9 protein-coding genes are annotated in these 14365 nt (G+C 67.2%); 6 read left to right on the forward strand and 3 right to left on the reverse strand.

Annotation, left to right across the window (positions count from 1 at the left end; genetic code table 11):
* Positions 1 to 16 precede the first annotated feature (16 nt).
* From ccsA to R2770_14150, 6 genes are read left to right on the forward strand one after another with little or no spacing between them, the layout of a single operon-like run.
* On the forward strand, positions 17 to 1801 hold the full coding sequence (gene ccsA / locus R2770_14125) for a cytochrome c biogenesis protein CcsA (GenBank protein MEZ5281592.1): 1785 nt from the start codon (positions 17 to 19) through the stop codon (positions 1799 to 1801).
* On the forward strand, positions 1779 to 2651 hold the full coding sequence (locus R2770_14130) for an HAD-IB family phosphatase (GenBank protein ID MEZ5281593.1): 873 nt from the start codon (positions 1779 to 1781) through the stop codon (positions 2649 to 2651). Before ccsA ends, R2770_14130 begins: the two co-directional genes overlap by 23 nt.
* Positions 2648 to 4231: a phosphoglycerate dehydrogenase gene (gene serA / locus R2770_14135; GenBank protein ID MEZ5281594.1), complete on the forward strand. Its 1584-nt coding sequence runs from the start codon at positions 2648 to 2650 to the stop codon at positions 4229 to 4231. Before R2770_14130 ends, serA begins: the two co-directional genes overlap by 4 nt.
* Positions 4228 to 5616 (forward strand): DASS family sodium-coupled anion symporter, encoded by a 1389-nt coding sequence (locus R2770_14140; protein MEZ5281595.1) that lies wholly within the window; start codon positions 4228 to 4230, stop codon positions 5614 to 5616. The genes serA and R2770_14140 overlap by 4 nt, the downstream gene beginning before the upstream one ends.
* Positions 5613 to 7550, forward strand: a complete 1938-nt coding sequence (locus R2770_14145; protein MEZ5281596.1) for an ATP-binding protein — start codon at positions 5613 to 5615, stop codon at positions 7548 to 7550. The genes R2770_14140 and R2770_14145 overlap by 4 nt, the downstream gene beginning before the upstream one ends.
* Complete coding sequence (locus R2770_14150; protein ID MEZ5281597.1) at positions 7547 to 8038, forward strand: response regulator; 492 nt, start codon at positions 7547 to 7549, stop codon at positions 8036 to 8038. Before R2770_14145 ends, R2770_14150 begins: the two co-directional genes overlap by 4 nt.
* Before the next feature lie 23 nt (positions 8039 to 8061).
* Here R2770_14150 and R2770_14155 read toward each other — a convergent pair whose 3' ends face one another.
* From R2770_14155 to R2770_14165, 3 genes are read right to left on the reverse strand one after another with little or no spacing between them, the layout of a single operon-like run.
* Positions 8062 to 12495 carry a VWA domain-containing protein gene (locus R2770_14155; GenBank protein MEZ5281598.1) on the reverse strand — a complete coding sequence of 1478 codons (4434 nt, stop codon included), beginning with the start codon at positions 12493 to 12495 and terminating at the stop codon, positions 8062 to 8064.
* Positions 12492 to 13343 carry a DUF58 domain-containing protein gene (locus tag R2770_14160; GenBank protein MEZ5281599.1) on the reverse strand — a complete coding sequence of 284 codons (852 nt, stop codon included), beginning with the start codon at positions 13341 to 13343 and terminating at the stop codon, positions 12492 to 12494. Before R2770_14160 ends, R2770_14155 begins: the two co-directional genes overlap by 4 nt.
* Positions 13333 to 14361 (reverse strand): MoxR family ATPase, encoded by a 1029-nt coding sequence (locus R2770_14165; protein ID MEZ5281600.1) that lies wholly within the window; start codon positions 14359 to 14361, stop codon positions 13333 to 13335. Before R2770_14165 ends, R2770_14160 begins: the two co-directional genes overlap by 11 nt.
* Between the last annotated feature and the right edge of the window lie 4 nt (positions 14362 to 14365).

Genomic DNA, 14365 nt, shown 5'->3' on the forward strand with positions numbered 1-14365 from the left:
CTACATTTCGGAGCCTATGGACCCCGTTGTCGGCACCGTTGCGCTGGCAACAGCCGCGGCCGCAGCAGCTCTGGGCACGGCTTCGGCGCTGCTGGACCGGGGCCGCTTCAGACCGTGGCTGCGGGCGAGCGCCGTGGCGGTGTGGGTTGCCACGCTGGTGCTGTCGATTCAGATATGGACCGAGAACTACGAGGTCACATACGTGGCCGACCACGTCAGGCCCGGCATGGACGGGGCCCTGCGATTGGCAGCACTGTGGGCGGGCTCGGAAGGTTCGATGTTGTTCTTCTGTGCGGTCGTGGTCGCAGTGCTGGCGGTCTGCACTCCACCGCGCCGGTGGCAACAGGCGGCCGCGTCGGGCACAACCGCCGTGTTGGCAACCACATGTGCTCTGGCGGCAGACCCGTTCGAGCGACTCGACCTGGCACCGCTGGAGGGCCTGGGCCCACCTCCGATCCTCGAGCATCCGGCGATGCTGATTCACCCGCCGCTGCTGTACCTGGGCATGGCTCTGTGCCTGGCCCCGGCGTTGACGGCATTCGGTGACGATGGTGCCGCCCGTCGCGTTGCGGCCGCGGCGACCGCGGTCACCACCGCGGCGTTGGCTCTGGGAGCGGTGTGGGCCTATGTCGAACTGGGGTGGGGCGGCTGGTGGGCTTGGGATCCGGTCGAGAACGTCGCATTGGTCTGTTGGTTGCTGTTGCTGGCTTCGCTGCACTCGCGACGCCAGACCACCCGGCTGAGGCTTTACGCCGCCCTTTGGCCCGCGGTTTTCGGCGGCGCAGCTTTGACCCGCACCTCGCTGCGGACGAGCGTTCACGCCTTCGCCGATGCCAGTGCCATCGGTTGGGGGCTGTGGCCGCTGACGGCGCTGGCGACCGCAGGTGCGTTGGTTGTGTGGCGAGTCGCTGCCGGCCCTTCCGGGCACAGCCGCACCTGGCACGGGAGGCAACGAACCGTCGCGGTGGCGTTGCTGGTGATCTCTGCGGCGGTCGTTGCGCTGGGGACCTATCGCCCCTTCCTGCCCGGCGCCGCTACCCAAGGATGGTTCTACTCACGGCTGCTGTTCGGCCCTCTGGTACTGGCACTGCCCCTCATGAGCCTGCGTTCGGCGGATCGAAAGAACGTGCTGCTGGCCGCCGCCGGCGGCATGGTCGGAGCCGCTGTGGCTCTGAGCACCGGCGCCCATCAACCCGCCCAAGTGGCGCTGGCCGCTGCGGCCGGTTCGGCAATGGCGACGGGCCTGTCGCCCCGGCAACAGGTGCGCAGCTTGGCACATCTCGGGTTCGCGCTGGTGGCCGTGGGCATTGTGGGCACCACCGCAGCCAGCACGGTCGCCTCGACGCTTCAGGTGGGCACTCCACAGACGGTGCGAGGCCACGAAGTCGAGCTGATAGCCCTGGATGTCGTCGAGGATCCGTTTCTGGCGGTCGAAGCCAGCATCGAGATCGATGGCTCGCCCCATGTCACCAGCATCGTGCAGCGGGTCGATCGCGGTGTGCGCATCTCCGAGGCCGCAACCGACCGGGGCCTTCTGGGCGATGTACAGGTGATCCTGCGATCGGCCGACGACACTGGCGCGGCAGCGGTGCTGATCAATGTCCAGCCCCTGACCAGCCTGGTCTGGATCGGGGCCGCCATGATCGCGGCCGCAGCTCTGTGCACGGCGGTGCGACGTGACCCATGCCACCGCTCAAGTCGACCAACTGCGGCCGACTCAACAGATTGTGCAAGGGCTGTGTCGGTAGAGTCGGAGTCTCGACTACGAGCGCAGGAAGATGACCTCCACACCCATCTCTAGGTGGCCCGCCTTCCACCACGTGATCTTCGACTGCGACGCAACCCTCGCGACGGTCGAGGGCATCGACGAACTCGCCGGCGACCACCCAGACCGTCAGGCAGTGGCCGAGATGACAGACGCCGCCATGCGCGGCGATGTGCCACTGGACGAGGTGTACGAGAAGCGCCTCGAGATGTTGCGCCCGGACAGACGCGCGGTCAGCGAGATACACAGGCGTTATCGCCGCTCGGCCACCCCAGGGGCCATCGATACCGTCAGGGTTCTGAAGGCGCTTGGGCACCACATATCGGTCGTCAGCGGTGGTCTGGCGGCTCCGGTGCGAGAGTTCGCCGCGTTTCTCGGCATAGAGCCACACGACGTTCATGCCGTCGAGACCCGACACGATGATCTCAGCGGTCAGTGGTGGCGGCCCGGCCAATCCAGCGGTGCATTCGCCGGCATCGCCCAGTCGCCGCTTGCGACGACCAGCGGCAAGATCGATGTCATCGACTCGATCCTGTCAGGCTCGGACAAGCGCTCGATCCTCATCGGCGACGGGGTCAGTGACCTGGTGGCGGCACCGCGCGTCGACCTGTTCGTCGGCTTCGGTGGGGTTTCGCACCGCGACGTAGTGGAACGCAACGCCCACGTGTACCTGCGGTCGCCGTCGCTGCTGCCGATCGTCGCCCTGGCAGCGGGCACCGTCGGCCGCGAGCTGGCCGCGGCCGATCCCTCGATCGGCACCGTCGGTTTCGCTGCAGCAATACACGCGTTCGAGGTCGGCGATCTCACGTTCAACGACACACCCTCGGCCCGGCGCTTCGCCGAAGCGTTCGGCGCCAACCCGCCAACCACGGAGCAATACCGATGACCAAGTTCAGAGTGCTCGTTTCCGACTCGCTCGGCGCAGCCGGTCTCGAGATCCTCGCGAAGGCGCCAGACGTCGAGCTCGTCGATGCATCGGCGCAGTCGCGGGCCGAGCTCATCGCGTCTATCGCAGGAGCCGACGCGCTGGTCATCCGCAGCGGAACCACGGTCGATGCCGAGTTGATCCAGGCTGCCGACGGGTTGAAGGTGATCGGCCGAGCGGGCGTGGGTGTCGACAACGTCGACCTCGACGCCGCCACCGCCAGGGGCATCATGGTCGTGAACACACCCCAGGCAAACACGGTTGCCACCGCAGAGCAGACCATGGCTCTGATGCTGGCGACGACCCGACGCACCGCGGCCGCACACGCGTCGATGCTCGACGGCAAATGGGACCGCAAGAGCTTCTCGGGCATCGATCTGAAGGGCCGCACCCTGGGGGTCATCGGGTTCGGACGGATCGGCCGTGCGGTGGCGACGCGCGCCAAGGCCTTCGACATGAAGGTCGTCGCCTATGACCCGTTCGTATCCGAGTTGGTCGGACGTGAGCACCAGGTCGATCTGCTGGACCTGGACCTGGTGCTCGAGACCGCAGACGTATTGACCCTTCACGCCGTTCCGGCGCCAGACGGGTCGGCTCTGCTGGGGCCAGACGAGTTCGCCCGGATGAAGAAGGGCGTCGTCATAATCAATGCCGCACGCGGCCAGTTGATCGACGAGGCCGCCCTGGCCGCAGCGCTCGACGACGGCACGGTGTGGGGCGCGGGGCTCGACGTCTACCAAGACGAACCGCCGGCGGCCGACAGCGCGTTGATAGGCCACCCGAAGGTGGTGCACACCCCACACTTGGGGGCCAGCACGCTGGAAGCACAGCGCGACGTGTCGCTCCAAGTGGTCGAGTACGTCCTGGGGGCGCTGCGAGGCGAGTCGCTCAACAGCTGCGTGAACGTGCCGTTCAGGTTCGACGCCGAGACCGAGGCGCGCTTGTCGTTGGCAACCGCCATGGGTCGCATTCACCAGGTCATGGCGCCTTCGGCCATAACCCACGTCGAGGTCGAGGTGTCCGACGGTTCGACCGACACCCTGTCGACGGTGGCCGCGGGGGTCCTGGCAGGCGTGCTGTCGAACGTCGGGGTGACACACGCCAACTTCGTCAACGCACCAGCACTGGCCGCCGACCACGGCATCACCGTTTCCCAAGGCTGGGGAATGGGCCTGCGTGACTATCCCAACCTGATCAGCTGCCGGGTCAGCTGGGAAGGCGGCCAACGGGTCATCTCGGGGGTGATCTTCGGTGGTTCCGAGCCCAGGATCGTGCAGGTCAGCGGCTACCAACTCGACGCCAAACCCGAGGGCATCGTCCTGCTGATGCTCAACGACGACATGCCCGGCGTGATCGGCGCCGTCGGCACGCTGCTCGGCCACGCCCAGGTGAACATCGGCGAGTGGCGTCTGGGGCGCGGTGACGAGGCCGGACGCGCGCTGTCGTTCATCAACCTGGACACAATGCCCGACACCGGTGTGCTGGCCGACCTGCGCAGGGTTCCTGGCATCATCAAGGCCGAAGTGGTCGACCTCGGGTGACCACCAGGCGCATCTCCATCGCCGCGGCGTTGGCATGGTTCGTGGTTGTGTTGGCGGTGGGTGATGCCGGCGACCTGACCACCGAGTCCAGCCGTATGTTGGCGATATTCGGAGCGGCCGTCATCTTGTGGGTGACCGAGGCGATTCCGCTGTCGGCCACCTCGATCATGGTGATCTTGGCCGAGGTGTTGCTGATCTCCGACGAAGCCGTGCTGGCCACAACGGATGGATTCGAAGCACCTCCGTACTCGTCGTTCTTCGCGACCCTGGCCCATCCGGTGCTGATGCTGTTCCTCGGTGGTTTCGTCCTGGCAGATGCCGCCGGCCGCTTCCGCCTGGACCGAAACCTGGCCGGCGTGCTGCTGAGGCCGTTTGGCAGTTCACCCAGATCGATCCTGGGTGGGCTGATGGTCATCACCGCGATGCTGTCGATGTTCATGTCGAACACAGCGACCACAGCCGCGATGATGGCGGTGGTGCTGCCCGTGACAGCAGGCCTCGAACGAACCGACCCGTTGAGGGTGTCGATGATCTTGGCAGTGCCGGTGGCCGCCAACGTAGGAGGCCTCGGCACGCCCGTCGGTTCGCCGCCCAACGCGATCGCCCTCGGCCGCCTGGCTGACGAACAGATCTCGGTCGATTTCGTCAAGTGGATGGCGATGGCGATGCCCCTGATGATCGCCGTGCTGGCCTTCGCCTGGTTGTTGCTGACCCGGCTGTACCGGCCATCGGCGACCTCGATCGACGTCCGCATCGGCGGTGCCTTCGACCGCAGCCGCCGCGCGGTGATCCTGTACGCGGTGTTCGCGCTGACTGTCCTGGGCTGGGTCACCGAACCGCTGCACGGCATACCTTCGGCCGTCGTGGGCTTCACCCCGGTGGTGGTCCTGATGGCCACCGGAGTGGTCGGGGTCGACGACCTTCAGCACATCAATTGGCACGTCTTGTGGCTGGTGGGTGGCGGCATTGCGCTGGGCAACGGGGTCGCCACAACGGGGTTGGACGACTGGCTGGTGGGCCTGTTCGACTGGGGCTCGTTGCCGACTGTGGCGTTGGGTGCCGCGCTGGGCGTGATCGCCTTGGTTCTGAGCACCCTGATATCGAACTCGGCCACCGCGAACCTGGTGGTTCCCATCGCCGTCAGTCTGGCGATGTCGCCAGACGTCGGCCTCGACCCCCTGGTGGCCGGTGTGGTCGTGGCGCTGGGTTGTTCGCTGGCCATGGCACTGCCCATAAGCACACCACCCAACGCGATCGCCTATGCCACCGGCGCAATCCGCACCAAGGACCTGGCCTCGATCGGCGTTGCTGTCGGGGCCTTCGGCCTGGTGCTCGCCGTCTTCGCAGCGCCGCCCATGTGGCGGCTGATGGGGCTGGTGCAGTGAACGGCCAGGTGATGATCCTGGTCGTCGATTCCGACGAGTCGACGGGTGGCCAGCTCGCTGCCGCCATCCAGGAACACCTGGTCGATCGTGTCGAGGTTCTGGTGGTGCCCGATGCTGCCACGGCGATCTCGGCGGCCAGACAGGCGCGGTCGGTGGGCACGCTGGTGGCCGTGGTGTTCGCCGAGGTCGACCTCACATCTCCGGGTGCTGCCGACCGCGCCGACGACATCGTCTCGATGCACCACCACGACGCCCTGGCGGCGTCGCGAATAGTCCTGGTCACTGCACGGGCTTCGCTGCATGGCGTCGACCGGGCCCTGCAGGCCGGCGCTGTACACGGCATGATCGCCAAGCCCTGGACCCAGCACGGCCTGCAGCGGATGCTCGATGCCCACCTGACCACCTTCTTGTTGGAATGGGCGCCCGAGTTGCTCGACCATTTCGTGGGGGTGTTGGGTGAATCCGACCGTGCTGAAGCCGCCGCGAGACTGACCGAAGAACGCGGGGCCAATCCGGGTGAGGCCTCGGCGACCCACCCCTTGCTGGATCACGACACCCGCGACGCAGCCATCGAGCAACGCTTCGTCGAGTTGCTAGACAAGACTCTCGGCCACCCGCCGCGCATCCGGGTCGCCCCGGGCACCACCATGATCGAGGCCGGCGAAGACGTCGGCGGCATCTATGTGATCCTCGAGGGCGTTGTGCGGCTGACATCGGTGGCCGCCACCGGCGAGCACATACTTCACGAGAACTCGACGGGTTCGGTCGTGGGTTTGCTGTCGCTGGCCAGCCACCGGCGAGCGATGCTTACGTGCAAGGCCGTCAGCGATGTGCGAGCGATACCGGTGACGCTTGATCAGCTGGGAAGGGCTCTGGCGGGCGAACCCGAGCTCTCCGGCTTGCTCAACCGGGTGCTGGTGTCTTCGTTGGCTCGCAGGCTCAGAAGGTCAGACGAGCTTCAGGTCGAGCTCGAGCAGAGCATCGCCGATCTGTCGGCGGCCAGGGCCCAACTGGTGTCTAGCGCCCGCTTTGCGACCTTGGGTGAGCTCTCGGCCGGCATGGCTCACGAGCTCAACAACCCGACCGCCGCTCTGCTGCGGTCGATGGACCACGTGGTCGAAGACCTGTCGGCGGCCATCAGCGACCCGCTGGCGGCGAAGGCACTGGCCCGCCAGCTCGACACCGCGCAACCGTCATCGGCCGACAAACGAGCGCTTCGCCGAACCCTGACCGCCCAGCTGAACGACAGGCAACTGGCCGACCGGCTGATCGACCTGGGCATTACCGATACCGGTGAGCTCGAAGATCTGAACCGCCTTGACCCATCCGAACTCCAACGGGCCGAGGCCGCAGCCAGGCTGGGGCGAGCAGTGCGCAACTCGTTGACCGCTGCCGAACGCATCAGATCGCTGGTCGACAGCTTGCGTGCCTACTCGCGCGGCGAGGATGGGCGCGGCCCACTGCTGCCCGGGGTGGATGTCGCCGAGGGCCTCGACAACGCCATTCGGCTGCTTTCTCACCGGATGCGCGCAGTCGAGCTGCATCGCGATTTCGACCCCGCTTCGCCCAGGCTGACAGCGCGGCCCGGTGCACTGCAGCAGGTATGGACGAACCTGCTGGCCAACGCACTGGACGCAACCGACGAGGCCGGCACGATCGCCGTCAGGCTCGGCCCCTCAGCCGGTGGAATACGAGTCGAGGTCGAGGATGACGGACCCGGGGTACCACCCGAGATGATCGACCAGATATTCGAGCCCCGGTTCACCACCAAGGACGGCCAGGTGCGCTTCGGGCTGGGCCTGGGACTATCGATCAGCAGGCAGATAGTCGAAGAACACGGCGGCTCCATACGCCTCGAATCAGAGCCGGGCCGAACCGTGTTCACCGTCGACCTGCCCGCCGACGCCACCATTTCAGGGGAGGTCAACCGATGAACGAGCTGGTGATCCTGGTCGTGGAGGACGAGCCCGAGGTGCGCGCAGCCGTGGTCAGAGACCTCGCGCCGCTCACCGGGAAGATTCGCGTCGACGAGGCAGAGAGTTTCGACGATGCCCTAGCGGCCATGTCCGAGGCCGCAGCAGACGGTGACCGGGTGGCCCTGGTGCTGGCCGACCATCGGCTGCCCGGGCGCACCGGGGTGGATCTCCTGGTGCAGTTGCACAACGACCCGGCGACCGCACCGATCCGCAAGGTGCTGATCACCGGACAGGCCGGCCACCAAGACACGATCAGGGCGATCAACTCGGCCGATCTCGACCACTACATCGCCAAGCCGTGGACGCCAGAAGACCTGCGAGCCACGGTGGTCGAACAGCTGACCGACTTCGTCATCGATCAGGGTCTGGATCTGCTGGACCACCTCGATGTACTGGATGCGCCCAGACTGCTCGAGGCCTACTCGCGAGGCACCCGCCCCGACTGAAGCTCTGGGCGCGTACCCGGCACCTAGGTGGAGCGGTCGCGTTTGGACTTCAGCAGGGCGTTCACCGTCGAGGCCGACTCGGCCTCCGTTGATGGTTCTGGCTGCTTCTGCGGGGCCTCGGGCACCTCGTCGACAGCTGCCGACTGGCGTGTGCGAGCCTGTTCGGAGCGAGGCTGGGACGTTTCGCCGCCAACCACGACCCTTCGCCTCAGCCAGAGCCTCGAGAGGGCTATCGCCACCAGCCACGCCAGCGCCGCCAACGCCAACAGCAATGTGGTCAGCCGCATCACGCTGCGGCCCGGCTCCAGGCCGGCTCCGTCGAAGGCCTGCGCCGCATCGATTCCGCCCCGGCCACCGGTCGCCTCGCTGAGCTGCTCCAGCACGGCGATATCGACGCCTGTGGTTCTGTACTCGGCCGAATACGACAGGCTGGCGACATCAGAACCCAGCCCGCTGGCCCCCTCGGCCGTTACGACGCTGGCGCTCACCGCGTGGGCGCCAGGGCGCTCTAGGCGCACCGACCCCTCGAAGGTTCCGGTAGCGGTTCGGGCAAGCTGCACGGTGCGGGTGAAGCCCGCCGGGTCGGTCACCACTGCATCGATACGGGCAGTATCGGTGTCGGCAGGGTCGGCCACGATCCGCAGCTCGTCACCATCGACCACCGTTCGCACGTTGCCGGCCGAGAACTGGGGGAACGTGTCGCGCACCAGTGTCGACCAGAAGTCGACGTAGCCGTCCCAATCCGCCCACGCCTGACCCCATCTCATGCCCGCATCGGAGGTGAAAGCCGTAGACCGGCCCAGGCCCGCCTGCCACGTGGCCAACAGCGGATCTTCCTCGTCGCCGATGGTCAGCAGGGTGGTGGCAGAGGGCTGTGCGGTGGTGGCGACGAACCCGAACAGCGATGGGGTTGCAGTGAGCCCTTGGGTCACCGGCGACAATCCGGTGATGGTGGGCAGGAAGTCGCCCTCGTTGATGAACGACCGGGATGCGATGACCGACTCTTGCACCAGGATCTCTGGGATGCGGGTGAGGTCGCGGCCGGGATAGAAGCGCCCACCGCCGGCGACAGCGATCGGCTCGAGTTCGCGCGCTGCGCCCTCACCGGTTGCCACCACCGACACCGTGATGCCCTCTTCGAGCAGGTCTGCTGCATCGTCGGCCAGGTTCGCCAGCGCGCCAGGCTGGGTGAATCCGTCGCTGAACAAGATGATGTGCTTGAGGCCGGCGTTGCTCTGCCTCAGCGCTTCGGCCGCAGTGGTGAGGCTGTCCGACAAGTCGGTTTGGCCGGCGGGTGTCACCGTGGACAGGCCGGCGTTGACAACGTCTGCCGACGGAACCCGCTGCAGGTCGATCAGCCATCGGGCCTCGGTGTCGATTCCGAGGACACCGACCTCGTCGTCGGCGTGCAGCGCATCTATGGCCCTTACAGCACCTGCCCGGGCAATGTCGGTCTTGGTGACGCCGCCAGGCAGCCGGGAGGTGTCGGTGAACCCCTCGGCGCAGTGGCACTCGCCCATCGACTCGCTGGTGTCTATCGCCAGAACCTGGGCGACCGTGCGTCGCCTCCTGGGGTCGAGCACATCGCTGATCACCGGCAACACAGACTCGAGCAAGCTGTCGCGATACTGACCCATCCCGAACGACTGGGGTCCGCCAATGGTCACCAGACCGACGCCCAGGTCGCGAGTGGCCGACACGATCGAGGTCATCTGCAACTCGGACAGATCTTCGGCATCGACGTCGACCAAGACGATGCTCGAATAGCCGGCCAGGCGATCGAGGGACGGGGTGTCGAGGACGCTCACCTCGTCGACGTCGATGCCGCCGGCGACCAGCGCATTGACCAGGGTGTCGGCGGCACCGGTAGCGCCCTCGACGACCAACACACCCGCCGTGCCCTCGACGCGCACAGCGGTGCGCGCGTCGTTCTGGGGCCGTTCGTCCAAGGCCACATCGACGGTGACGTCGTAGGAAGCAAGGCCACTGTCGGGCTGGGGGTCGCGAAGCGTCACCGACGTGCGCCCCGGTTCCAGCAATATGTCGACCGACTCGATGGCAACGCCGTCGCGCAACAAGCTCACCAGAGCCGGCTGCTGCACGGTCGACTCGATGGTGGCCACCAGGGCCACCGCCTCGCCCTCGGAAACGCTGTCGGGGCCGGCAAGCGAAACCACCGCAGCATCAGCTCCCACGGTCAGGTCCAGCGGCACATAGTCGATCTGCACTCCCCTTTCGGCCAGCCGATCGGCCTCTGAAAGTGCGTCGCCCACGGTGGGCCGACCGTCAGACACAACCACGATCCGACGCTTCGTATCGTCGTTCAGCACAGCTCCGGCCAGCCTCAAGCCAGCCGCGAGGTCGGTGTTGTCGCCGTCGACAACCACCGTCTGGAGCCGATCGGCGCCGTCGGCCGAGCCCAGCAGGCGTTCGACCCTGGCACCATCGCCCACCGCCACAACGCCCACCTCGGCACCGTCGGGTGCGTTGCCGAGCGCGTCTGCGACCAGGTCGACCCCGGCCAGACGCCCCTGCTCGCCCACCGAGTCACTGCGGTCGAGCAAGAACACGGTGGCCACCGAATTTCCATCGCGGGTCACCGACACGCCGATCGTCGCCAACACTGCGGCGACCGCGGCCGCCACGCGTAGCCCGTTGGCCAGCCGCCACTGACCGGCTCCGACACCGACGCGGGTACGAGAAAAGAACCATTCGGCTAGCGCCAGGGCCATCGCTGCGGCGATGGCTATCCAGCGCAGAGAGGTCGATCGACTGGGAGGATCCTCGCCCGTACGCAGCTCGCGCGGCCCGGTGGGGGCGACGGGCAATGAGGTGATCTGGCTCTCGGCATCCGGCAGCGAGACGGCCACCAGCCTCGAAGCGCCCCCGTCGGGCACCACGGTCCAGAAACCGGGCCGGTCGACGGTGACCGCACCCGACCCCAGCGGCACCTCGCGGGTTGCGCCCGATGGGTCGGTGATGGTCGCAGACCGACCGGCCGGCGTGTCCAAGGGGTCGCCCACCGTCAGGCGCGGGGCCACCGTGGCCGCGTCGGCAAGCTCGACCAACATGCGCTCGCCCAGCACCGGGAAACTGACATCGAGTGGCAGGTTCGAGCGACCGAACTGGAACGCGACATAGATGAACGGCAGCCCGCCCCGGCTGCCCCGCACCAGCAGGGGCGCACCTTCGGCACCCACCAGAGTCTCGGCCGCAGGTGCCTCCACCCTGGCCGCCTCCGAGATGCGCAACCCGGTCAGGTCCAGGCCCGCCAGCAGAGGATCGGTCGAGCGCACCAGGGTGGGAATGGGGTTCTCGACGGTGCCTGTAACGGTGACGCCCGGAACCCCCGAAGGCGAACCGATCGACAGGAATGGTCTGGCGATGTCGTCGGGAACCTCGACACCCACGAAGACCGTGACGTCGGGCGTTTCGACCGCTGGATCGACGATGGCTATGCCGGGCAGCGAGTCGAGCAAGGCCGTGGTGAAAGCATCGAGTTCTCCCGACACAGACACCTTTACGTCGTCGCGCTGAGATGCGGCGGCATACGCGGTGTCGTCGACCGACAGCAGGTCTTCGCCGCCCAACCTCGCGATGACCTGTTCGCCTGGCGGCAGGTCCACCGTGACCACGGTCGGCTCGTCGGCAGACACATCGATGGTCTCGACCGCCCTGGTGACGGAGTCGACGTCGAACCTGAGGCTAAGACCAGCGGAATCGGAACCTCCGGCTGCTTCGACCACAGCCGTGGCCCGCAGGCCCTCAGCGGTTTCGAATACGTCCAATGACGTGATCGCGCGGTTGATGTCGGAGTCTCCGACCTGGCGATGGGTCACTCCAGGGGGTAGGGCGGCCAACTCGACGGGGCTGTGTCCGCCGTCGGAGATCAGCACTATTCCTATGGTTTCGGCCGGCGTCTCGAGGCCATCTGCCAGCGCCATCGCCGATGCCAGGTCGGCGCTGCCGTCGCCCAGTCTGATCGAGCGCACGGCCGCCTCGTAAGTGGAGCGATCCTGCGTGGCCGACGCCAGCACCCTGGACCCGGTCGAGGCCACAATCACGCTCATGCGACCAGCCTCGGGACGCTCGTCCCACAGCGACAGCGCAACCTCCTTAGCGTCGGCGAGCCGATCGGGAGAACCGTCGGTGGCCCCCATCGAGGCCGATGCGTCGATGATGACCACGGTGTGGTTGGCCAGCGCGGCCTCGCGTTCGATGGATGGCGAGGCGAACGCCAGGGCAAGCAACCCGACCACCAACAGCTGCAACACCAGCGGCAGGGTCACCGGCAGTCGCTGCCAGGGACGTGCACCAGTGGACCCGGCCGTCTCGGCATCCCAGAGGAGGTGCGACGACACGACCGCCTCGACCCGGCGCGGCTTCAACATGTGCATGGCGACGACCGGAAGTGCCGCCAGCAAGAACCAGAACCCGGCGGGGTTGGCGAATCTCACCGGAGGGCCTCCGCTCGCCTGAGGTTCTCGAGCAGCACGTCGCGTATCGGTTCGCGGGTGTCGACCTCTACCAGCACGGCGCCACGGCTGCGCACGAGGGAACCGACATCGTCGCGCCATGCGGCGAGTCGCCCGCCATAGTGCTCGAGCGCGGCGGGCGTCATCGATACCGGAACGCGGTCGCCCGACTCGATGTCGACTAGGTCGACGTCGCCCATGGCAGACGGGTCGAGCTCGCCGGGACCCAGGACGTGAACAACCACCACGTCAGCGCCGAGGGCAGGCAGCCGTCTGACCGCGGTGGCCCAGTCTTCGTCGAGCAGATCGGAGAACACCACCGTGATGCCCGGGGGCCTTGCGCTGCCCAGAACCCGGTTGGCGAACTGCGGCAGCGACACAGAACCCGACGCGGTCAAAGACGACAATGCCGAATCGAGCTGGGCATGACCGCGACGTCCGGTGAAGCGCCTCGGCGCCACACCCGGAACCTGCAGGCGCACCGTGTCGCGTCGCAACAAAGCCACGAAACCCACCGCGGAGGCAACCTCGACAGCGCGGCGCAACTTGCCGTCGAGGCCCATCGAGGCGCTGGTGTCGATGGCCAGGTCTACGGTCAGATCGTCGTCGGCCTCGTAGAGGCGCACCACCAGCTGGTCGAGCCTGGCCAGGGTCAGATAGTCGATGCGTCGGAAATCGTCGCCGGGCTGGTACTCGCGAAAGTCGGAGAAATCGAGCGACGAACCGTGGCGCTTCGACCGGTGCCCTCCGCTCAGCTGCCCGGCGAGGGGACGGCGCGAGTTCAGCTGCATGCGCTCGAGCGCAGCCAGCAGCTCTGGCTCAAGGAGCACCGCGTACCCCTGAGGCCGGCGCCGGCACCGCGTCCATCACGGCTTCGATCAATTGGGCGGGGCTGACGCCATCGGCGATCGCCTCGAACCCCAGCACCAGGCGGTGCCTCAGCGCGGACCCGGCCACGGCGCGGACGTCGTCGACCGATGCCGAAGGCCTGCCGTCGAGCAAGGCCGTGGCCTTGGCGCCCAGCATCAGTGCCTGGGCGCCGCGGGGTGAGGCTCCGTTTCGCACGTACTTGGCGATCTCGCCCGGTGCCCCAGCTCCGCCGGGGTGAGTGGCAACGACCAGATCGACGGCGTGACGAGTGACGTGGCTTGCCGCCGGAACCTGCCTGGTGAGGGCGATCATCTGCTGGAGTTCGGCTGCGTCGGTGACCGACGATGGTGTGGCCGATGCACCAGATGTGGTGCGCCCGACGATCTCGTGCAGTTCGTCGGCGGTCGGAAACCCGACATCGATCTTGAACATGAAGCGGTCGAGCTGGGCCTCGGGCAGCGGGTAGGTGCCCTCCTGCTCGATCGGGTTCTGGGTCGCCATCACCAGGAACGGCCTCGGCAGCCGGCGGGTTGCACCGGCGACCGTCACCGACCGTTCCTGCATGGCTTCGAGCAGGGCCGACTGGGTCTTTGGCGTGGCACGGTTGATCTCGTCTGCCAGCACCAGGCCGGCAAACACGGGACCTTCGCGAAACCGAAAGACACGATCGCCCGACTCGTCGGTCTCCAGAACCTGTGTGCCGGTGACGTCGGCGGGCATGAGATCGGGCGTGAACTGGATGCGACCGAACTCGAGGTCGAGGGCATCGGACAATGCCTTCAGCAGCATCGTCTTGCCCAAGCCGGGGACACCCTCGAGCAGAACGTGCCCCTCGCAAAGCATTGCGACCACCACCGATCGCACCACGCTGCGCTGGCCGACGATGACCTTGCCGACCTCGGCCTCGATGGCGGCCACCACCTCTGAATAGCGTTCGGGGCTGATGCCGGTGGCACCTGAGTCGCTGTGGTCGGTCATCGGA

It is taken from the genome of Acidimicrobiales bacterium (assembly GCA_041394185.1).
In the GTDB taxonomy this organism is placed as follows: domain Bacteria; phylum Actinomycetota; class Acidimicrobiia; order Acidimicrobiales; family Poriferisodalaceae; genus JAAETH01.